The organism is uncultured Duncaniella sp. (assembly GCF_910577345.1).
Classification (GTDB): Bacteria; Bacteroidota; Bacteroidia; order Bacteroidales; family Muribaculaceae; genus Duncaniella.
This window is the reverse complement of sequence record NZ_CAJTMT010000019.1, coordinates 21,813-45,032: the sequence shown is the minus strand read 5'-3', so window position 1 is coordinate 45,032 and position 23,220 is coordinate 21,813. Positions and strand designations below refer to the sequence as shown.

General features: G+C 53.0%; 12 protein-coding genes. 6 read left to right on the top strand and 6 right to left on the bottom strand.

What is annotated here, in order from left to right; all coding sequences use genetic code 11:
• Window positions 1-84 precede the first annotated feature (84 nt).
• From QZ310_RS09270 to QZ310_RS09250, 5 genes are all read left to right on the top strand, one after another.
• Window positions 85-3,264: a TonB-dependent receptor gene (locus tag QZ310_RS09270; RefSeq protein WP_297072225.1), complete on the top strand. Its 3,180-nt coding sequence runs from the start codon at window positions 85-87 to the stop codon at window positions 3,262-3,264.
• Window positions 3,265-3,297: 33 nt separating this feature from the next.
• Window positions 3,298-4,971: a RagB/SusD family nutrient uptake outer membrane protein gene (locus QZ310_RS09265; protein ID WP_297072224.1), complete on the top strand. Its 1,674-nt coding sequence runs from the start codon at window positions 3,298-3,300 to the stop codon at window positions 4,969-4,971.
• Between the two features lie 241 nt (window positions 4,972-5,212).
• The gene (locus tag QZ310_RS09260) at window positions 5,213-7,147 is read left to right on the top strand and encodes a hypothetical protein (protein ID WP_297072223.1); all 1,935 of its coding nucleotides are present in this window, start codon (window positions 5,213-5,215) and stop codon (window positions 7,145-7,147) included.
• Window positions 7,148-7,173: 26 nt separating this feature from the next.
• The gene (locus tag QZ310_RS09255) at window positions 7,174-9,756 is read left to right on the top strand and encodes a hypothetical protein (protein ID WP_297072222.1); all 2,583 of its coding nucleotides are present in this window, start codon (window positions 7,174-7,176) and stop codon (window positions 9,754-9,756) included.
• Between the two features lie 109 nt (window positions 9,757-9,865).
• Window positions 9,866-11,611, top strand: a complete 1,746-nt coding sequence (locus QZ310_RS09250; protein ID WP_297072221.1) for a cellulase family glycosylhydrolase — start codon at window positions 9,866-9,868, stop codon at window positions 11,609-11,611.
• Window positions 11,612-11,811: 200 nt separating this feature from the next.
• On the opposite strand, the gene QZ310_RS09245 is transcribed toward QZ310_RS09250, so the two are convergent.
• The 5 genes from QZ310_RS09245 to QZ310_RS09225 are packed head-to-tail and all read right to left on the bottom strand — an operon-like array spanning window position 11,812 to window position 20,111.
• A complete protein-coding gene (locus QZ310_RS09245) occupies window positions 11,812-13,158 on the bottom strand; it encodes a TlpA disulfide reductase family protein (RefSeq protein WP_297072220.1) in 1,347 nt (448 codons plus the stop codon).
• Between the two features lie 6 nt (window positions 13,159-13,164).
• A complete protein-coding gene (locus QZ310_RS09240) occupies window positions 13,165-14,724 on the bottom strand; it encodes a hypothetical protein (protein ID WP_297072219.1) in 1,560 nt (519 codons plus the stop codon).
• Between the two features lie 37 nt (window positions 14,725-14,761).
• A complete protein-coding gene (locus tag QZ310_RS09235) occupies window positions 14,762-15,529 on the bottom strand; it encodes a DUF4843 domain-containing protein (protein WP_297072218.1) in 768 nt (255 codons plus the stop codon).
• 28 nt (window positions 15,530-15,557) lie between these two features.
• The gene (locus QZ310_RS09230) at window positions 15,558-17,012 is read right to left on the bottom strand and encodes a RagB/SusD family nutrient uptake outer membrane protein (RefSeq protein WP_297072217.1); all 1,455 of its coding nucleotides are present in this window, start codon (window positions 17,010-17,012) and stop codon (window positions 15,558-15,560) included.
• A 42-nt stretch (window positions 17,013-17,054) separates the two neighbouring features.
• Window positions 17,055-20,111 carry a SusC/RagA family TonB-linked outer membrane protein gene (locus QZ310_RS09225; protein WP_297072216.1) on the bottom strand — a complete coding sequence of 1,019 codons (3,057 nt, stop codon included), beginning with the start codon at window positions 20,109-20,111 and terminating at the stop codon, window positions 17,055-17,057.
• 326 nt (window positions 20,112-20,437) lie between these two features.
• Here QZ310_RS09225 and QZ310_RS09220 point away from each other — a divergent pair, with 326 nt between their 5' ends.
• The gene (locus tag QZ310_RS09220) at window positions 20,438-21,814 is read left to right on the top strand and encodes a chloride channel protein (protein ID WP_297072215.1); all 1,377 of its coding nucleotides are present in this window, start codon (window positions 20,438-20,440) and stop codon (window positions 21,812-21,814) included.
• A 545-nt stretch (window positions 21,815-22,359) separates the two neighbouring features.
• On the opposite strand, the gene QZ310_RS09215 is transcribed toward QZ310_RS09220, so the two are convergent.
• Window positions 22,360-22,992, bottom strand: a complete 633-nt coding sequence (locus QZ310_RS09215; RefSeq protein ID WP_297072214.1) for a hypothetical protein — start codon at window positions 22,990-22,992, stop codon at window positions 22,360-22,362.
• Window positions 22,993-23,220 lie beyond the last annotated feature (228 nt).

The window sequence follows — 23,220 nt, the reverse complement described above, 5'->3', positions numbered from 1 at the left end:
TATATATATTCCGACAACTTACCTTCAAAACACGAGATAAAAAACAAATCAATCACTAACCTGTAAAAACTAAATCTATTATTAATGGGAAAGAAACTATTGGGACGATGCACACCGTTGCATCTCTTCCGGGTTGCCCTCCTGTCGCTCTGCCTTCTGGCGGGAATGACACTCTCGGCAGCTCCTCTGACTGTCTCCGGTACGGTCACCCAGGCCTCCGACGGCGAACCGTTGGTGGGTGTGAGCATCCTTATCAAAGGTACCTCACAGGGAACCACGACCGACATTGATGGAAACTATACCTTGAAAGTCGATGAGGGTGCAATCCTGCAGTTCTCCTACGTCGGCTTTACCACCCGTGAAATCAAGGTCACATCCGACCGTCTTGATGTGGCTCTTCTTGAAGATACCGAGGTCCTCGACGAAGTTGTCGTTGTCGGCTACGGTGTCCAGAAAAAGAAACTCGTCACCGGCGCTACCGCACAAATCAAGGGTGACGACATCGCCAAACTCAACACCACTTCACCCCTCCAGGCAATGCAGGGCCAGCTCCCCGGTGTCAGCATCGCAAGCGAGTCCGGTCAGCCCGGTTCAGGCATGAAGGTGACCATCCGCGGTCTCGGTACCATCGGTAACGCTTCGCCCCTCTACCTCATTGACGGTATCGGTGGCGACATCTCTACCCTTAATCCCGCTGACATCGAGAGCATCGACGTGCTCAAGGATGCAGCTTCGGCTGCAATCTATGGTGCGCAGGCTGCCAACGGCGTGGTCCTCATCACAACCAAGCAGGGTAAGGAAGGTCGTGCGAAAGTTACTTTCGACGGCTACTATGGCTGGCAGAGCGCTCCCCGCAAGATGAAGATGCTCAACTCGCAGGAATACATGACCATCATGGACGAGTCGCAGCTCAACAGCGGCCTCGCTCCCTACGACTGGAACTCCATGAACTCCATCTGGCGCACGGATGCCAACGGCGAACGTTCGCTCATCGACACCGATTGGGTCGACTCCATGTTCAAGGACAATGCGACAACCCAGAGCTACACCATCGGTGTGACCGGCGGTTCGGCAACATCGACCTACGCCATGTCGCTCGGCTACCTCAATCAGGAAGGTATCGTCGGCGGTCCCGCAGTTTCCAACTATTCCCGCTATAATTTCCGCATCAACTCCGACCACAAGCTCCTCGGCAACCTTCTCACTGTCGGTGAGCAGGCAAGCTTCGTCTACGTCAAGAGCCGTGGCATCGGTGTCGGAAACCAGTACAACAACACCCTCCGCGGTGCATTCTCCGCTACTCCTCTTTCCCCTGTATATAATGAAAAGGGCGACTACAACGACACCACCGGCAGCGACTGGTATGCCAACGACGGCAACCCCTACGGCAGCATGATGGTCAACACCAACAACGAGACCAAGTCGGCCACTTTCAACGGCAACGTCTACGCTCAGCTCGAACCCATCAAGAATCTCCGCGTCCGCACTGTCTTCGGTGCTGTCTACGGTTCAAGCGAATACCGCAGCTATACCCCTATCTATCAGTTCTCACCCTACGTCTACAGCACTGAGACCCGCGTCAGCCAGAACATGAACCACTCCCTCTGCCTCACATGGACCAACACCGCAACCTACGATTTCGCCATCAAGGACCATGAATTCAACGTCCTCGTCGGTATGGAAAGCTCGCGCTACAGCGGCACCTACCTCGGCGGCGGTCAGGGCAAGCTCAAGGAAGGTTTCGATGACTGGACCCACGCATGGATCAGCAACGGTACAGGCTCCACTCTCGGCGAGAACGGCGTCAGCGTGGCAGGCAGCCCCCACGACGAATCCCGCACCGTCAGCTACTTCGGGCGTATCGGTTGGAACTGGCAGGAGAAATATATGATAAACGCCACCATCCGCCGCGACGGTTCCTCGAACTTCGCAAGCGGTCACCGCTTCGGCTCTTTCCCCTCTGTTTCTGCAGGTTGGAACATCTCAAACGAGAAATTCATGGAATCCGCCTCCTCATGGCTTGATTTCCTCAAAATCCGTGCGAGCTGGGGTCGTGTCGGCAACCAGAACATTGATGCCTACCAGTATCTCGCTCCCATCAAGAATCAGAACACCCACTACTACTTTGGCCAGTACCTCGGCCCGAACGGTCAGTTGATGGACTATTCTACCATCCTCGCCAACAACTGGGGTGCCTATCCCTCGCGTCTCGGTAACCTCGATGTCACTTGGGAGACCTCCGAACAGACCAACATCGGTTTTGACGCGCGCCTCTTCAACAGCCGTCTCTCCGTCAACTTCGACTACTATATCAAGACCAACAAGGATTGGCTCGTCGTAGCCCCGATTCTTGCAACAGCCGGTACTGACGCTCCCTTCATCAACGGTGGCGACGTGAAGAACACCGGTGTCGAGCTCGGCCTCAGTTGGACCGATGTCATCGGTAAGGATTTCTCCTACAGTGTCAGCCTCAACGGTGCCTACAACCATAACAAGGTAGGTTCAATCCCGAGTGAGGACGGTATCATCCACGGTGAGACCAACCAGCTCTACGAGAACGCCCTCGAATTCTATCGCGCTGAAAACGATAAGCCCATCGGTTATTTCTGGGGCTACAAGACCGCCGGTATCTTCCAGAACAAGGAGCAGATCAACAACTGGATTGCCGCAGGCAACGGTGTCCTCCAGGGCAGCACTGTCCAGCCCGGCGATGTCATCTATGTCGATGTCAACCACGACGGTGTCATCAACGATGACGACAAAGTCGACCTCGGCAACGGTATGCCCAAGTTCACCTACGGTTTCAACATCAACCTCTACTACAAGAACTTTGACCTCGGAATCACAGCCAACGGTGCTGCCGGTTATCAGATTGTCCAGAGCTACCGCAACCCCAATGTCAAGCAGGCCAACTACACAACTGCCATCCTCGACCGCTGGACAGGCGAAGGCACCTCAAACCGTATGCCACGCGTGACTAACGAGAACATCAACTGGCAGTTCTCCGACCTCTACACTCAGGATGGCGACTATCTCCGCATCTCCAACCTCACCTTCGGCTACAATTTCGCACCCCTGATGAATCAGAAATGGTGCAGCCAGTGCCGACTCTATTTCCAGGCCCAGAATCTCCTGACCTTCACGAAATATGACGGTATGGATCCTGAAATCGGTTATGGTACTCAGGCATGGGTGTCGGGTGTCGACCTCGGTTACTATCCCCGTCCGCGCACCTTCCTCTTCGGTGTGAATCTGGCTTTCTAACCATCATGAACCTCAAAGTTTAGAAAAAGACAAATGAACAAGTTTAAATTCAACATACTTTCCCTTGGACTTATCGGTGCGCTTGGCATGACTTCCTGCGCCGACAGCTTCCTCGACGTTTCGTCGAAGACCGAGTCCAACACTGAAAACTTCTATAAGTCCGAGACCGACGCAATGCGCGCGCTCATCGGTTGCTACGACGGTTGGCGTCAGATTTCGTCCAATCCCGGTATCGGTTTCTATGTAGCGTCGACCGTGATGTCCGACGAGACATTCGGAGGTACCGGCAACGGTGATGATTTTAAATATCAGGTAATCGACGCGTTCAACACCTCGAAATCACCGAGCGACATGACTCTCTACACCACTGACTGGAAGGTCTACTATGCCGGTGTCTACCGCTGCAATGAGCTGATGGCCCACGAGGAGCAGATTCAGTGGACGAGCGAAGCCACCCGTGGACTCTACATGGGTCAGGCCCGCGCGCTCAGAGCCATTCTCTATTTCGACATGGTGCGTCTGTGGGGCAACATTCCCCTCTTCCTTGAACCGGTCAACGAAAACCGCGCGCAGGTTGATCCCGCCGAGGTCTATGCCGCAATATTCGAGGACCTGAAATATGCGATCGCCAACATCCCCGAGGATGCCAAGTTTGCCGACGGCGACAGCGGATATATCAACCGTTATGCCGCCGAAGCCCTCCTCGCCCGCGCCTACCTCTTCTACAGCGGGTACTATGGCAAGGATCCCGGTTTCACCAACGAGGCAGGCGAGACCACAGGTGTCGTCACTAAGGCCGATGCCCTCGCTGCTGTCGAGGATGTCATTTCTTCAGGCAAATACAGCCTCGTGGATGACTTCAAGAACCTTTGGCCCGCATCCTCGCTCGTCCCCATCCCCAACAGTGTCGGTTGGGACACCGAGAAGTCGACCTACGCTGGCGACCAGAATTCCGAAATCATCCTCGCTCAGCGTTTCACCCCGACGCAGGACTACGACGGCAACAACGATTCAAACCGTTGGCTTGTCATGATGGGAATGCGCCAACTCAATGCCACTCCCTACGGCAAGGGTTGGGGTGCCTGCACCATCTCTCCTGTCTTTATTGAAAAATATCTCGATGGCGACCCGCGTTTCACTCCCTCCGTTATTGATTTGGTCGGCGAGGGTCTCGCTCAGGGCAACGATTTCAACAGCTCCTTCGTTGACTGGCGCGAATACACCGGCTACACCATCAAGAAATATTCACCCCTCGTCTACGGTAACGGTCTTCCCGGCACCAACTCCGACGGTACCGCCGGATTTCAGGAATGTAACGCCAACCAGTGGGTCATCATGCGCTATGCCGATGTCCTCCTCATGGCTGCCGAACTTGGCTCGTCGAATGCGTCGACCTACATGCACCTCGTGCGTTCACGCGCCGGTCTCGACGACATTGCTGTCACTCAGCAGAACATAATGGACGAACGCGCCCGCGAACTCGCCTTCGAAGGACACCGCTACTGGGACCTTCTCCGTCAGGGTGTCGATGTCGCTGCTGATGCTATTGCCGCAAGCTCCGCCAAAGTCTTCAACGGAGGTGTGGAATCAACCGTTTCCTACGACCGCTCGCTCATCATCGCCACCAAGGGTCTCAGCCAGATTCCCGAGGATCAGATTACACTTTCCAACGGTGTGCTTAAGCAGAATCCGGGTTGGACAAGATAACACGGCGACCGGACTGATGGCCATATCAATATTCTTAAATAATTAGAATATAGAGCGCTATGATAATTTTTGCAGGAAAACCGCGTTATGTAATGGCACACACCATCCATACGGTACTAAACATTACATATCTGAAAACGCACCCTGCAGACCTCACTGCCGACTCTACGGCGATATTGCCATCTTAATTCCGGTCCATTAAACAATTTATCAAAAATCTCTCTTATCAGATTTTTTAACAATGAAAAAACATTTTAAATATCTATTTTCGTTGTCATTGAGCGCGGTGGTAATGCTGACAGGCGCTACCTCTTGCACGCCTGACGACCACGAACTCTCAGCCCCGGTTGTCTCGTCCGATGAACTTGTCGAGGGTATAGCCTTCTCGGTAACTCCTGACGCTTCCGACCCGAACACCATCCATCTCAAATCGCTTGTCAAGGGTGCAACTCCCGTCTGGAAGACTCCCAACGGTCTTTCGCAGAACGCGGAGCTCGACCTTCAGTTCCCCTTCGCCGGTGACTATGAGCTTACCTTCGGCGTGATGACCAAGGCCGGAACCGTATGGGGCGAACCCTACGTCATCAACGTCACTTCCAACAACTTCGCCATGCTTTCCGACCCCATCTGGACAAACCTCGCAGGCGGTGTCGACGAGAACGGTCAGGGCAATCCCAAGAAGTGGGTTCCCTGCAACAACAACTATGGCATCGGTGGTTGCTCGGCTCCTGTGATGTACATGAGTCCCGACGACTATCCCGACCCCGTTTTCGGCTACGGCAACTGGCTTCCTAACTGGGACCCCGGTTTCCAGTCATGGCTTATTCCGGCCGATGACCCCTACATGGATTCCTACATGACCCTCTCTCTTGACCCCGTCAAAGGTTGCGTCGTGGAGATGATGCGCAAATCCGATTCCGGTGAGGAGAAAATCACAGGCAACTTCAACCTCAATGTTTCTGATCCGAAACATCCGATGATCACCTTCCTCAACGGTGCTTATTCGCTCCACAATGTCGCTATGGACGGAACTTGCTCCAACTACACCAACGACATCCGCATCATCGAGTGTACACCCTACCTCCTCCAGATTGCAACAATGCGTACAAACGACGAAGGTCCCTGGTGGCTCGTCTGGAACTTCATTTCCGAAGATTTGAAGAACGACCCCTCGATTCTCCCCTCGGAAGGTCCCGATTTGGTTGAAACCTATCCCGTCGTTGAGCCTGAATATGCCGACCTCGCCACAGAACTCTTCACCATCTCCGGCGACAATGCTTCCTACATCGCTACTCAGACCACCTTCCTGCTCGATGAGGAGACCCCCTACGACCTTATGTGGTGGAATCCCGCTGCCGGTGCATGGGAGTGGATCAACGGCTACGGCTCTTCTTGGGCTCCCGCCTACGATGCCGCAGGTGATTTCGCCCTCACACTCAACAAGAATGGTAAGGCTGAACTTGAAAATGCCGAAGGCGGTGCTTCGACCACATTTACAATCGAAGGCAACAAGATTGTCTTCGCCGATGAAATCACCCTCCTTTCTTCCGGCGACGTGGCCGTCAAGGGCAAGGAATTTATGGTGATGAAGTGTTCGGCTGACGACAATGAGGTTGTGTTCGGTATCCCTGTCGAGAAGGATGCCACCGGTGCAGCCAACAAGTATCTCTGCGCCAAGATGACCATCAAGCCCATCTCCGGCGGTCAGACAGGCCCGACAGTGCTTAAGGTCAACAATGACAATATCCCTGCCAACAACCTCTTCTATCTCAATGATGACAAGTATATCCGCGTCATGCTCTACAATCCCTGGGCAGGCAAGGAGGACAGCGCTTTTGCCGTTGACCCCACTATGCTCAAGCTCAAGAAGAACCAGACCATCACGGTGAAGTTCACAATCACCGGTATTGACTGGACCTCCACTCCCAAGGCTGTCATCTGCGCGCAGAATGCCAACACCTACGGATGGGATGCAGCGGCCTACTCGGCTTCTCCCTTCGTGAAGGATCTCAACACCTCCGGCGAGACTGAGCTGACTTTCACCAACGAGACCGGTTCGACCTACAATTTCTACGGCAACGATGCCATTGAAATCTCTATTGACATGGACGGCACTGCATCAAGCACCGACCTCACCAACGCGGTTGTCAATATCACATCTGTTACAATCGAGTAATCACAACTCCAACCTTATCACAGAAAATGAAGACAAAAATATTTTTATTCATGTCGTTGTTCATGGGGCTGATTCTCGCCTCATGTAACGATGACGATGACTACACAATAATCAATACCCCGATTCTCACCGAGGATTCCGTAGTCACCGGTTCGGCTGATGTCACTGCCACCACAGCCATCCTCCACGGTACTGTCGACGGCATTCAGAACTCCTCAGCCTCCTCCTATACCCTTGGTTTCCGCTACGGCTTCTCCGAGAACTCTCTGACCGAGACAGTTTCGGCTGTCCTCGACGGCACTGCTCTCACCGGTGAGCTCACCGGTCTCACCGAGAACACTGTCCTCTACTATCAGGCTTTCGTCACTCTTCAGGGCAAGGTGACCTTCTCCGGCGACGTGAAGAGCCTTGTGACAACCAACACCGTGGTTTCCACGGTCGCTCCCACTGCCGTCACCGCCCAGAGTGCTACTCTCGGCGGTAGTGCAAGCGGTGCTCCTGCCGATGCTGTTTTTGGTGTCGTCATCGCAGCAGTTCCTGACGAGGAGGCTGTCCGTGCCGGTCTCATCGTTCCTGCCGAGGGAGGAGCATCTTCCTTCTCTCTTGACTGTGCAGGACTTGCTCCCAACACCAACTACTACTATGCCGCCTACGCCGACCTCGGCAGCGGTATCGTCTATGGTAATATCGAGCAGTTCACAACTTCCGGCGTGAATATCGACCTCGACAATGATCTCGTTGACCTCGGTCTCTCCGTCAAGTGGGCGCGTTTCAATGTCGGTGCGGTTGCCGAGAGTGATTTCGGCGGACGTTTCGGCTATGGCGACAAGTCAGGTGTCAGCAACTCCATCAATATGTCGGACTATGCTTCGGGCGACATCTACCGTACTGCCAACGACGTTGCCAACAGTGCTTGGAGCGGTTCCGTAACCCTCCCGACTGCGGCTGATTTCGAAGAGCTCTTCGCTCTCTGTTCAAAGGAATGGACAGTTGTCGACGGCGTTTCCGGCTACCGTCTCACCGGTCCCAACGGCAACTCTATCTTCCTTCCCGCTGCCGGTTCGCGTACAATCAACTCCGTTGAGAACGCCGGACTTGCAGGCGAATACGCCACCGGTTCAATCAATCCCACCAACGGTGAGTTTGCAATCTCTTTCCGCTTCGATGCCTCCGGCTCTTCACGCACGACCACTCCTCTCTATCAGGCTCTTTCAATCCGTCCCGTCTCCACCGCCCGCAATGTCGCCTTCGACAAGGAGCTTCTCTTCAAGACTTGGGAGATTGACTACAATGACGGAAAATGCGTGATGTTCAACGGTCCCGTATGGTTCTATGGAACTGACGACTCTTGGCGCACCGTCTCTAACGGTGAGCCCGTTGTAGGTGACTCATGGCTTTGGGATGCCGACGCGTCCAACACCTGGGCCTTCGGTGATTGCACCGGCTACATGACCTTCAACTCCGATGGTACTGTGGTTGTCAAGAACCAGAACGGTGAGGAAAAGACCGGCAAATATACCATCGACGAGGCCAACAAGACCATCACGGCCGACATCGACCTCCTTGCTCCCGACAACTTCGTTTCGCCTATGATTGAAAACCGCAAGTCGTCCATCAAGATTCTCGCCCTCAACGCCGATAAACTTCAGCTCGGCTACTACCGCGACTCCGAACCTGCCACCCTTTCGGTCAACATGATTCCGAAGTCGAAGAAATATGGTTTCGCTGTCAACCTTCTCTGTGTCGGTGGCGACTGGAACGGTACATGGGGTAGCGAGATGGCTTCCCTTATGCCTGCTGACCTTGACGGTATCCACACATTCACCTACGAAGGCTCCTGCAATGCTGCGATGGTCTTCACTCTTGACATTGCCGGTCTCCGTGCCGCCTATCCCGAGGCTATTGTTTCCATCAAGGAGATTCGTTGCGACGGTCAGGCAATAAAGTTCGATGCCAACAAGTTCTTCTATGGCGACATTGAGAACAACGGCAACTTCCGTGTCGAACTCTTCAACATTTGGGGCAAGGGTTCTGTCGGCGGTAAGGTCGATTCTCCCTTCAGCGCTGTCACTTCCGATACCGATCCGGCTTTTGCCTTCGCATCTAAAGTTGAGTTTGACTGCGTGATTCTCACTCAGCCCCGCTTCACTCCGACATGGATCACCATCACTCCCTCCTGGGCCGGTGACTGGGCCTACACTCAGGGTGCATCCTTCGGCATCGTTGTCGATGAGAATTCCAAGCTCGCTTTCGACAATCCTGCTTTCGACATCACTCTCAACAACACCGCCGGACTTGACTACAACGCCGGTTCAATCATGACCTTCGCTCAGGTGGACAACCTCTACAACTACTTCCCGCAGACTCATTCCACCCTTGATGCTCTCTATCTCGACGGCACAAGTGTGTCATTCGATTCCTCAAAGGTCATCGATGCTATGGACGGAGCTGCTTATCGTCTGGAACTGTGGAACCAGTATGGAACCACTGCCAATTCCGGATGTGCTTTCGGTCAGGCTGTCGACGGTACTGTGGCCGGTCTTGCGTTCTCGCAGTCAATGCGTGCGCAGTTCACTTTCCGCAGTCTCTTCTCTGCTGTTGAATGGTAAACTATAAATAATTGTAGGGCCTGCGTTTGCAGTTTTCGGTTCTCTTGGCCGGATTGCAGGCACAGGCCCTCTTTCATAACCTCCAAAAAATCTTATCTCTGTTCAATCAATGAAAATACTTAATTCTGTTTTTGCATCAGTGTTGCTGTTGGGAGTTTGCGGTTTTGCAACTTCCTGCAACGATGATGATGACGTTTCCAACATTGAATTTGTATCCGGTGATTTTGTAGTCAGCAAGAGTGCAATGGCTCTTGCCGGCACTCAGCCACAGACATTGACCATCAAATCGCCTGTTACTCCCGTAGTGACTTCCGATGCCGCATGGCTCCGTGTGAGCGAAATCGAGCGCTCGGTTTCCGCTTCTATCTATACTTGCGTGGTGTCTGCTGATGAGAATTCTGCCTATGAACCGCGCACTGCCACTCTTACTGTAAAGGCCGGCAATGAGACAAAGACTGTCGCTGTCACCCAATACGGTGCCGAGACGGTGCAGCTCGTTTCCGTTTCCCCCTCTGAAACTCTCGACGAGTATGGCGGCACTCTTACCGTCACCTACTCTGCGACCGGCGATGTCAATGTGACCGCTCCGCAGTGGCTATCGACCGTCACCTCCCGTTCGCTCGAAACCAATAGCGTGGAGTTCCGCTACTCCGCCAATTACAGCGGTGAGGCCCGTGGTGGCGACATCGTCATCGCTCTTGCCTCTAATCCCTCCATTTCGGTCGTAGTGACCGTCTCGCAGGCCAATGCCGAGGCTTCCAATATGAACAGCACTGCCAAGGAACTTGCTGCAAAGATGTTTGCCGGTGTCAATATCGGCAACACAATGGAGCCGCCGTCCGGCGAAGGAACATGGGGCGCTGCGAAAGTCACTCAGGAATATGTCCGTGGCCTCAAGCAACTTGGCTTCAACGCTGTCCGCGTCCCCTGCGCATGGGATAGCCATGTCAGCGACGCTTCGACCAACACTATTGATCCCGCATGGCTCGACCGCGTGGATGAAGTTGTTGGCTATATCGTCGGTGAGGATATGTATGCTATCGTCAATATCCATTGGGATGGCGGTTGGCTTGAGGAATCATGTGTGAAAGGCTACGATGCCGCTGTCGACAAGAAGCAGCGCGACTACTGGACTCAGATAGCTTCCAAACTCAACCACTATGACGAGCATCTCCTCTTCGCAGGTATGAACGAACCCGGTCAGCAGGACCAGGGTGGTGTCAACAATACTTCGATTGATGCCATCAAGGCTTATCAGCAGACCTTCGTGGATGCCGTCCGCGCTACCGGTGGCAACAACTCCACCCGCTGCCTCATCCATCAGACCCCCTACACCAATATCGACAAGGGCGTAAGTTCCAACTACTCCCTCCCCAACGATGCCGTCAAGGACCGCGCGCTCGTCGAAGTCCATTTCTATGACCCCTCCGACTTCACCCTCATGGGTAAGGACGGTGAGTGGGGTGCAGGTTCAAAGGTGAAATTCTACTGGGGCGCCGCCAACCACATCGCCGGTTCTGACCGCAACTGCACTTGGGGCGAGGAAAGCTATGTCGATGCCCAGTTCAAGAAGATGCAGGATGCCTATGTTGCCAAGGGCGTTCCGGTGATTGTGGGTGAATACTGTGCTGAGATCCGTTCCACATCCTCCTTCTCCGACCTCGATGTAGATGCTTGGAAGGCAAGCCGTGCATACTGGACCGAATACATCACCCGCTCGGCAAAGAACCACGGCTGTGTACCCTTCTATTGGGAAACCGGCTCTGACATCAACCGCGCCAACGGTACATCCAAAAACGCCTACGTCCTCGAATCCCTCTTCAAAGGCGCAACCGAAGGCAAATATCCCTTCTAATCCCAAATAACCCTTCCATGCTCACAAAAAAGCCAGGAAGGGTACATAAAGACAGAAGGTCAGAAGAAACATAAGTTTTTATTTTTAATTTTCTAAGCGAAAATAACTTATGTCACGTCACTTCTGACCTTCTGTCTTTATGTACCTTTCCAACCGTTGGTTATGTACCTTTCCGGCCCTTGGTTATGCTGAGGTAATCTTTATTTCAAGGATTGGAGCAGTTCTTTGGTTGCGGGGTCGCTCGGGCGGGTTGCCTTATAGGTGTGGAGAGTTCCGTCAGGACCGTAAATCATGAAGTGCGGGATACCGCGCACATTCAGTCGCTTCGGCAGATTCTCGTCACTGTTCCAGAGCTGATTACCATGCAGTTTGAGCTGTTCCGCCTTTTTGAGCCACGGAGCCTTGGTCGAATCGATTGAAATCGACACAAATTCCACGTTCGATCCTTCCATATCCTTTTCGAGCTGTTGTAGATAGGGGACTTCCCTCACACACGGGCCACACCATGAAGCCCAGAGGTCAACATAGACATATTTTCCTTTGAACTTGCTGAAATCGACAGGATTTCCCTGCATGTCAACCAAACTGACCTCAGGGAAAGGCGCTCCGGTCACTGTCGCACGGCGCGCACGGAAAGTGTCGAGATAGCTTTCGGGCAGACCATACTTTTCAGTCATGGCTTTCAGACGTTCCTCGCCCGATTTGAAATCATTCTTGTAGTCAAACGATGTCAGGAATGAGTCGATGAGCGAAGCCGTGGTGTTCTTCCTGATTTCGGGTGTCTTGTAGTTGCTGTAGAGGGCCTCAAGACGCTCCTCTACAGTCCCCTTGGGAAGCGATGACATGATAATCTGTGCCGACGAGGGGAAAGATGCAGCCATCGGAGTGTCGAGCACGGTAGATGCTTCCGGCAGAAGGTCGGAAAGCTGGAATTCAATCACCCTGTCCTTCTGGCTTGCCAGATAGAGTGCAAGCGAATAGGCATCCGAGGCTGAGGTGTAGGCCCACAGTCTGATGAAATCCTCGACCTGCTGCGGGATAGTGTTGCTCTTTACGATGGAGTCGGCATCAGTCATGAAGCTTGCGAGAATCTCCTTCACCTGGGCATCGGTCAGTTCGTCCATCCTGCTTCCGAGCGCGATTGCCTTTCCGGTCAGGGCTTTCGAATATGCTTCAAGTGCGCGGTTTGCACCGTCGTTGAGCGTTGTCGAGGTCGTGAAATCGTCGCCTATTGAAAACTCGAAGCTCTCGCTTGTTTTTCCCGACGGGACATAGATAGGCATGGAGCTTTGGGCCGATGATGTCGAGCAGAAGATGTAGTAGATTCCGTCGGGGTTGACTCCGACAGAGCCTTTCAAGCCTCCGGCCGGTGTCGCTTGCAGTTCTGCGATGTCGTCCTGAGTCTGAGCGTTGACAGGCTTGACGTAGACCTTCATGCCCTCATATTTTGCCTCTGACGGGAACGTGACGTTCATGTAGAGCGTCTGCGCCCCGGCCTGAAGGCCGAGGCATACGACTGCCGGAAATATAAGATTGGAGAATTTCATTGTTTATCAGTTTGCGATTCGTGGTTTGTACATGATTGATGTGATTCGGTCAGCGCAATTCTTGTAGCTTGCTTTGGGGCTTGGGTTCGGATTGTCGGTGCGCACATCGCGGACATCATAGATGTAGACGTTGCCGCGTCCGGTCGACTTGTCGGCGGTTGCCACGAGAAGTTCCTCACCGTTTGTGATGGTGTGGATGTCCATGAATGTCAGCTCCTCGCCTGCCGGGATGTTGATGGCAGCTTTTTCTTTCGACGGAAGTTGCATGGTTCCGCCGTCGGCGAGCATCACATAGATGTTGTTGTCACACGGATAATATGTGCGGTGATATGTCTGCGATGTGACTATGCGCGCCTCGGTATCGGGAATCGCAGTGCTTGCGTCAACCGCGATTTTGCCGCGCGAGTGGATGTCGAGGTTGAATGAGTAGCCACCGAAACCGGTGAGCGTGGTTGCGAAGTAATTGCCGTTCGATTTGTTGCGGCTGATGATACATCCCGGATAGGTCGTGCCCGAACTGTTGGGGATACCGTCGCCGAGGAAGGCGCAGACAAGCTCCTCGTTGTTGAACAGCGTGTTGCCGTCGGCATCCTTCAGCTCTTGTGTCGATGTCCAGCCGTAGTAGGTCTTTTCTTCTACGGCAAGGGGTGAGCGGTTGATGAAAAAGTTGTAGTGGGTCTGATTCTCACCGACCATGAGTGTGTTTTTGCAGACATAGTCGAAGAAATGATCCTTCCACTCGCTGTCCTCATATCCGAACATGTAGTCGCTGTTGAGGCTGAGATACCTCCTCTGTTTCATGTCCATCACGAGGGGATTTGTGTTTCTAAGCATGAAATCATCACCCTTGAATCCGGGCATCACCTCCTCATAGTTGATTTCCGACGACAGCACGAAGGTGTTTGGGTCGATATAGAGTCCTTCGTTTTCTGTCACAATGACAAGGCGGTTGACAGGTGACACTGTGTTTCCTGTCCACGCATACCACTGGATAATCATTGAGCCGCAGAGTTTCGACTTGCCTATGTTGCTGTTGACGCGCTGAAGGCAGTTCTCCATCAGTGTCTGAGGCAGTCCCTCCTCGATTTCCTCGCGTGTGAGGTCCTTGATGAAGGCGAGGTTTCCTTCGCCGGCATTGTTGTTGGAGACGATGAGATAGCCCTGCTCGAAGGTGCGGTTGATGCTGATGGCATAGTCCTGCACGATGCCCACGGTGCCGTCTGTCACCGTCAGATGTGCGTAGTAGCTACCACCCTGCGGAAAGAAGTAGGTGAGGGTCTTTTCATTGCTGACAACTTCAAGCGGGCCCTTCAGTCCGTCGATATATGTGCCGACGCTCCATTCATACTGCAGCTCCCCGGTGCCGTCATACCTGACATCAGGGGTCAGTACACAGTTGTCGCCGTAGTTGAAATTGTAGACCGGCATATCGTCATTCTCGGGGACGACCACCGACAGTGCCGGCAGTGCTCCTCCTCCGTATGAGCTGTTGTCGTCCGTGCAGGAGATGGCTGCCGTCCCGAGGACTGCTGCCACCATAGCAGGAAGTATATATCTGATATTCATTTTCTTGTCGTTTGCGTTATGTTTCGATTATGTGTCTTTACCATCCGGGATTGTTCTGCCATTCGAGTTCGGGATGGTCACGGTAAAGAGGAATGCAGACATAGTTTCTGAGGAAGCTGTCGTAGAATGCGAACGGGCCTCCGACATTTCCTGCATTGACGAAATAGTCGCCGTATCTCTCAATCATCTCATTGTAGAGGTTGATGTCGGCCTTCGGAGCATACTCATAGAAATACTGGAAGAAGAGCTGTGCATTCTCAAACGAATAGACCGGTATCGGAGACCATGTCAGCCACCAGCCTGGACGGGTTTCCGGGCGGATGTCGGAATATGTGATTGTGATTGAGTTTTCGCCGACCGATTTCAGGTCATCGTTCTCGCCGATGGTCAGCATGACGCGCTTGCTCATTTCCTGAATTTCGGGGTCGAGGTCGCGGATGAGGTTGATTTGGACCTTTCCTTTGACTTCGTTGGCGGGAATGATATTGTTGGTGATGGTGTAGTTGACACCCTCCTTCATGGTGGTGCTGTCAGCGACCGCCACGATTTCGATGGTGCGGTCATGGTCCTTGGGCATACCCATGAGTGTCACCGGAATTTCGATTGTGTGGGTTGTGGCAATGTCGAAGTTGAAGGCATATTCAATCTTGTCGACAAGCTCGTTTCGGTCATTGCGGTAGGCGAAAAACACCGAGTCCTTCTGCGTAGTGTCGTAGAGCATGTAGTCCTCTTCGGTGCAGGAGCCAGCAGCCATGAGAATCACTGCGCCCAACGCTATATTTATTGTCTTTTTCAGATTTATCATGTTGTCAGGATGTTTTTGTGGATTTTTTCTACTTTGTTTCATCCGTGCGGTAGTCGAATTCTTCCTGCGGAATCGGAAGCACATAGATGTCGTCGTTGCCGGGAATCACACGGGTTTCGGCGTTGGACTGGATGTCGGCGTTAAGGCGCTTCATGTTGAACCAGTGCTGTCCCTCGCAGAACATCTCCTTGTGATATTCGTTGAAGATGCGGTTTGCCGTCAGCGTCTCGTTGGAACGGAGTGAGGGGAGACCGCGCGAGTTGATTTCGGTGTTGAAATATTCAAGTGCCTTGGCATAGTTGCTTTCGAGAAGTGCGTCGGCTGCAATCAGATACATCTCCGAGCTGTGGATGAGCGAGATGCCCGAGAGGAGGTCGGCGCGCGGGTTTTCGCCTTTTGTATTCTCGATGGTCAGATAGTCGACCATCTTCAGGCATTTGCCGTAGGTGCTCTGGCGGAAGTGGGTCTTGCGGTAATCCTGCATGGTCGCGTCGACGTCGAGCTGATAGAGCGCCGTCCAGGGGAGGAGGTGGCTCGAACCGCTGATGTCGTCGTAGGGTTCGTATGTCTTGTATGACTCGAAGTCATAGAGATACGACTTGGCGAATTCCATGTACTGTGTGGAGTAGAGACCGAAGATGGTTTCCTTCGGCGAGAGCACGCCTGCGAGGTAGTTCTGGACTTCGGTGACATCAACCAGGGGGAATCTATTGCTGTTGATGACGGCTTCGGCATACTCGGCTGCCTTGGCGTTGTTGCCGACATACCAGTAGACACGCGCAAGGAGTGCCTGAACGGCATAGAGGTTCAGGTGGTTCTCGCGCCAGCAGTTGAAACGGTCATACTCCTCGTTGTTTCTGGGATAGACCATAGTCTCGCCGTCCTTCATAAGCACTTCGGCTTCAGTGAGGTCGTCGATGATGAATTGCTCGCATTCCCCTACGGTCGAGAAGGGTTTCACCGAGAAATTGTAGGTCTTGACGTAGGGGATGCCGCGCTTCGAGGGGTCGGTCGGCGCGAAGAGGCGCAGAAGGTCGAAGTGGAGCATGGCTCTCGCCGCAAGCATCTCGCCTTTATACATGTTGTAGAGCGGAAGTGCGTCGGGCGATTTCTTTTCGAGGTTCTGGAGCACGTTGTTGGCGTAGCCGATAGCCTCGTATGCTCTTGTCCACACGCTTTTCAGACGGTCGCGGGTTGTGGAGTTTGTCGTGTAGTCGTATGTTGAGAAGTCCTTGCCGGATGTTGACTTGCATTCGAAATTCTGGCAGAGGAGTTCGGGAATGCCCCACACCATCTCCATGCCGTAGACCGAATTGGAGGCCATTGCGCCGTAGACTCCGTAGATAGCGTCCTCGAAACCTTTCGAACTGTCGAAAAGGTCATCCTCGACCTTCTCGCCTTTCGGATGGACGTCAAGGAAATCGCTGCAGGAGGTTGCCATGAGTGCCGCGACGGCCATGATGGCAAGATATATTTTTTTCATTGTAGCGTCAAAAAAAGTAATTGATAGTGTCTTTGGAAAAGTTTAGAATGTCACGCTGAGCGAGAAGTTCACGCTGCGGCTGTAGGGGTAGGAGGTTCCGCGCTCGTATTTCGCGCTTGTGATGCGGAAGAGGTCTTCGGCACCTGCGCTGAGGTAGAGGCGCTGCAGACCGAGGGGTTTGATCATCGGCTGCGGGAAGTTGTATTGCAGCATCACGCTTGAGAGCCACAGCTCGTTGTCCTTTTCGATGAATCGGTCGGTGTAGGCGTAGGTGATGATGTCTGTTTCGTCGTCAAGAAGGTTGATGGCGAGATAGGGGACACGGTCGCCCGGCTGCTTCCAACGTTCGCTGAAGGCGCGCACGTCGACGTTGCCGCGCGGGTTGATGTTCTCGACCTTGGCCATACGGGTGGCGTTATACATCTTGCCTCCGAAGCGGTACGAGAAGTTGAGGTTGAGCGAGAGGTTTTTCCATGTGAGGAGCGACGAGAATGTTCCCTGAATCTTGGGATTGGTGTCGCCGCAGCCCACCTGGTCGTCAGTATCGTAGTCAAAGGTGTATGTGCCGTCCTTCTTGATGAAGATTTCCTGACCGGAGGCCGGGTCGATGCCTGCCGAGCGGACTGCATAGATTGTGGTCGGTGATTCGCCTTCGTGATACTGGATGCGGGGCGAGGTCTCGGTGTTTTTGTCGGCGTTCGCCTCGTTTTTGCGCTTGAGCGCGTCGGAGATTTCGAGGATGGTGGTCTTGGAGTGGAGACCGTTGGCCGAAAGTGTCCAGCCCCAGTCGCGGGTCTGGAGCACCTTGCCCCAGAGCGAGAATTCAAGACCGTAGCTTTCCTGGCTTCCGAAGTTGTTTTTGACCGATGTCGCGCCCGACGACGGCGGGAGGCTCACGTCGATGAGCATGTCGTCAGTGTTCTCGCGGTAGTAGTCGAGGTTGATGTTGAATCTGTCGCCGAAGAGCGATGAGGTCAGACCGATGTTGAATTTCTTGGTGGTCTGCCATGTGAGGTCGGGGTTCGCCATGCTGATGGGGACAGCGCCGACACCTGCGTAGTGGAGATAGTTAATCGAGTAGAAGTAGGTCGACATTGCCTGATAGGAGTCGAACTTCACGCTACCGGTGTAACCGTAGCTGCCACGGACGCGGAGGAGGTCAACCCATCCGAGGTCGCGCATGAAGCTCTCGTTGTGGAGGTTATAGCCGAGACCGGCCGACCAGAAGGGGGCGGTGCGCTTGTCGGCTCCGAATTTCGACGAGCCTGACAGACGGTAGCTGCCGTCGACGACGTAGCGGTTCTTCCAGATGAAGTTGGCTGCGGCGAATCCACCGATGCTTGTCGAGAGGTCCTCACCACCGCTTGGGAGCTGGTTCGACGAGTAGGTCGAGGCGTAGGAGATGTCGTTGAGGTCGTCCGAGAGGAATCCGCTGCCGGTGAGGTAGCTGCTGGTCGACTTGTTGCGCTTCACTTCCCAACCGAGGTTGAGGGTGAACATGGTGCCCTGCTTGTCGAAGCTGTGAATCCAGTTACCGATGATTTTACCGCTCCAGTTGTCAGTTCCGAGGTTTCCGAGTGTGTAGGTTCCTCGCTGGTTGAGGGCAGTGGTTTCGGGAAAGTAGTTGGAGTCGGGTGATTTGAACACGTCGCTGCGGCCTGTCGAGGTCGAGTAGGCTCCCTGTGCGGTGATGTAGAGGTTCGGCTTGAAGTTGTAGCGCACGTCGAGCGAGACGTTCTGTGTCCTCGTGTTTGTCTTGTTGAAACTGCTCAGTGAAGCTTCATAGAGCGGGTTGCTGTAGCTGTAGCTGAGAGTCTTGCGGAGGTTGCCGTGCATGTCGTAGGGCGATTCGTAGGGGTTGGCGGTGATGTAGTCGTCAAACGAACCGTAGGGCGACGTGTCGGTCTGGAGATTGGTATGGTCAGCGCGCAGGGTCACGATGAGTTTGTCCTGCACACGGTAGCTGAGGTAGATGTCGAATCCGTAGCGGTTACGTCCGTCACCCTTCATCACACCGTTCACGCTTGAATAGTCAGCCGTGAAGTTGTAGTCGAGGCTTGAACCGCGGCCCGACACTGAGAGCGAGTGGGTGTGGGAGAAACTGTTGCGCACAGGCTTTGAGAGCCAGTCGATGTCGGTTCCGCCATTGATGATGGCGAGTTTGTCGAAATAGCTCTGGTCGAGCTCGCCGGATGTGCTCTTGTAGAGACCTGCGAGGCGTTCGAGTTCGAGTTTCTGGCGGGCGTTGCAGAGGTCATAGCTGCTGAGGTCGGCAAAGCTTGCCTGCGGAGTGAAGGTGTAACGCACGCGCACGGGTGCCTGCGTGACGCGCTTGCGTTCAATGATGATAACGCCGTTGGCAGCGTTTTCACCGTAGAGTGCCGTTGCCGAAGCATCCTTGAGGATGTCGACGCGCTCGATGTCCTGGATGTTCATGTCGTAGAGGGCCTGAAGGGTACTCTCGACACCGTCGATGACAATGAGGGGCGAGTTGAGGCCGACTTCATTGTCCGTCGCAAGCGATGTGGTGCTTCGGATGACGAGGTCGGGAATGTTGTTGGGGTTTGAACCCATTGCATTGTTCTGGGTGATGTTGATACCCGCGTCGAGTGTGCTGATGGCCTGAAGAATATTGGTCGGGGAGACGCTCAGAAGCTCGTCGCCCGAAAGGCTTTTTGCAGCACCGGTGTAGGTGTTCTTTTTGCGTGTGAAGTAGCCGTTGACAACCACTTCGTCCATCTTTTCAGCATCTTCGGCCATGACGACTTCCATTGACTTCCCGAAGACCGGGGCCAATTCCTGAGGGGCATAACCGATGTAGGAAAATTTCAGCTTTGTTCCGGCAGGAACTTTGATTGTGAATTCTCCGTCAAGGTTTGTAGAGGTGCCGGTGACCATTTTGCCGCCTTTCATGACTGCAACAGTGACTCCGGGCATCGGCAGGTGCTCCGTTTCATCGAGAACGACACCGCTGACGGTGCCTCCGTTGGAGCTTTGTGCGGATGCTGTCCCGACTGCGATAAACATGCAGCCCAGCCAGAGGGCAAGCATCGTTATCAACCGTCGTGACCCGCTGAGGGAAACGTTACTTACTTTCATTGCACAGTAATAAAATAATGATTGGAAAAATATCGGATTGTAATATATTTTAACTTAAAGTGAATCTTAACTTACGGATTCACACAATTTGCTATGAAACCCCAAACTTACTTAATATATTTTAAATCCCAAACTGATTTAGGTACTCTCTGTGAATTTATCGTAATTTTTAACAATTTATTTGCTTATTAATATATTGATAATAAATGGTATATGTGAAATTGTAATTTTTACAGTATTAACATGTTTTAACTACACTGTTTCCGCAAGAACCATGACTTGTGCATAATTGTTGTTAAAATATGTATGAAACCTCACGTTTGACCATGTATAGAAATATCATAAGAAAAATAGACGACTGGCGTTGCTCACGGCTTTCGCAACAGGCTTTTGTTTTCATTCTCGCAGCCGTTGTCGGACTGCTTGCGGGGACGGGAGCATTCGTCCTGAAGCGTCTTGTGGCCTTGATTTCCCGTCTTCTCACTTCCCATTTCCATTCCTCGTCCGCCAATTGGCCCCTGCTTTTCATTCCGGTCATAGGCATTGTCCTGACTGGAATTTTCTGCCGTTATATTGTCAAGGCGAAGCTTGCCAACGGAACGTCGCAGCTCATTCATGATTTGCGGAACAAGGTCTACCGTCTGAAAGCCCGAATTACCTTCACACCGATTATTGCAAGCTCCATCACGCTCGGTTTCGGTGGTTCGGCCGGTTCGGAAGGCCCGATTGCCTATACCGGTGCGGCTATCGGAAGCAATCTCGCGCGGCTCTTCCGCCTCACTCCCGGAATGATGAGGCTGATGGTGGGTTGCGGAGCGGGAGCCGGAATCGCCGGTATTTTCAAGTCGCCTCTCGGCGGCGCTCTTTTCACCCTTGAGGTTCTGCGTATGCCGATGACTACTTTCTCGGTCCTCGTTCTGCTCGTGACGGCCATCACGGCTGCCATGACCGCCTTTGTCCTTTCGGGTTGTACGCTCGACATCCCATTTGACCAGAGCATCGCCTTCGATGCGGGATTGATACCCTTTGTCGTTCTCCTCGGAGTGTTCTGCGGGGTCTATTCGCTTTACTATAGCTTTATAATGAAGAGGATTGCCTCGCTGATGCGGGCAATAGCCAATCCGTGGGTAAGGAATGTGGCGGGCGGTGCGTTGCTTGCGGTGCTTGTATTTCTTTTTCCCACTCTCTACGGTGAGGGATATGGCACAGTTGGCAAGGTTATCAACGGTAATTTCTCCTCGCTTCTGAACGACAGTCTCTTTTTTGCTGACGGCAGTGGGGCGTGGACCCTTATTCTCGTGGCGGGAGGGACTATGCTTGCCAAATGTTTTGCTACGTCGGCGACCAACAACAGCGGTGGTGTCAGTGGTAATTTCGCCCCTACGCTGTTTGCAGGCTGTATGGTCGGTTTCTTCTTTGCCTCGCTTCTCAACGAACTTTTCGGCCTCCAGCTTCCGGTGGGTCATTTCGCATTTTATGCGATGGCCGGAGTGATGGCCGGAGCGATACGCGCTCCGCTCATGGCCATATTCCTCACATGCGAGATGGGAGCGGCTTATTCCTATTTTCTCCCCTTGACCATCACGGCCGCCATATCATTTGGCATCGTCCGTCTCTTCACTGCCGACAGTTTCTTCTCCCATCACGCCGACCGCCCCAACGGCCTCCTCTCGCAAATCAACAAGCCCGATGACGCCAAATAGTTCCCGGCCGGCATCTGAAAAGCTGCGAAGTCCAAATGATGATTCCATCACCAGCTTAAATAAAAATAACAAAAGTGATGGGTAGTTATATAGCAGCAGCGATGTGATGGTAGCCCCGCCACGAGCGGACGGATGCGAGCGATGACCGAAGGTCAAAGCTCGTAGCCGTCCGCTCGTGGCGGGGTAGATGGATGATTTTGCATGGCGGGCGTCGAAGACGTCCTATAATATTCCCATGATGCGATTTATATTGGTTGTTAATCAGGAATAGATTAATAAGACATACCATCGGTGATTATTATCGGACATCTTCGATGCCCTTGGTGGGGAGGACATCCATGTACCCACACACCTTCGCGGTGACGCAATTTCGCCCTGCGGGCTTCATTGCGTCGCCGCTCGATGCGGGGCTAATACCGCATCGCTGCTGCTATATAACTACCCGTTTTTTTTATTTTTATTTAAGCTGGTGATGGAATCATCATTTGGACTTCGCAGCGTATCAGATGCCGTCCGGAGGTCGTGGTTTGCGTCTCGGCTTTCGTCTATGTATCCGTATTTGCGTCTTGGCTTTCGTCTATGTATCCGTATTTGCGTCTTTGACTTTCATCTCTGCATTTGCATATTTGCTCCTTGAAATTGTCTGTTTCTGGACTCCGATTCTCTATTGCACTATCCTTAATTCCAACTGTCCCTATCTCGCGATTCTCCTCCGTGCCATTTTGGAAATCACGATTTTTGTCCGCGCCATTCTCGCCATCGTGCTTCTTGGGCATATCTTTCCCTGCATCATCATTTCCGGTGGAGGTGCTGTCCGCACCGGCCATATCCTCTGTCGCGGGCTTGGATTTGGCTTTCATTGCACGGCGTTCTGCGGCGCGTGCACGGGCTTTGGCCGAACGCTCTATGGCCAGGTCTACCTCAAAACGCAGACAGGTGAACACAATCTGCATACACTCGTAGGCATAATGATTCCCCAACTTCTCCCCGGTCAGCATATAGCGCTCTATATGCGGCATCAGATGCTTCATCCACCCTGCACCATAGCCCAACTCATCCATGATTCTCTCGCCACGGATGCGTATTTTCTCGTAGAATGCCTTCGACACCGGAAATTTCCACTGACCTTTCTGCTGCTTCCCGGTGCATTGAGCGGTTGCCGAAGCTTGCTGATTCATATTCTTTCTGTGAAAAATGGCGAGAGGAGTAGTCATGGTATGGTTGTTTTTATGATGAATGTTGAAAAAACTGATTGATGATGCAAATATACAGCCCTGATTATCCCGAAAAGGTGCGATAATGCAAATGCACGGTGCTGAAATGTCGCGAAAAAGCCCCGTTAGGGCGTTAATTTTTGTAAAAACGGTTGGGACGGTTGATTTGCAGGGCGATTCTGCGTAATTTTG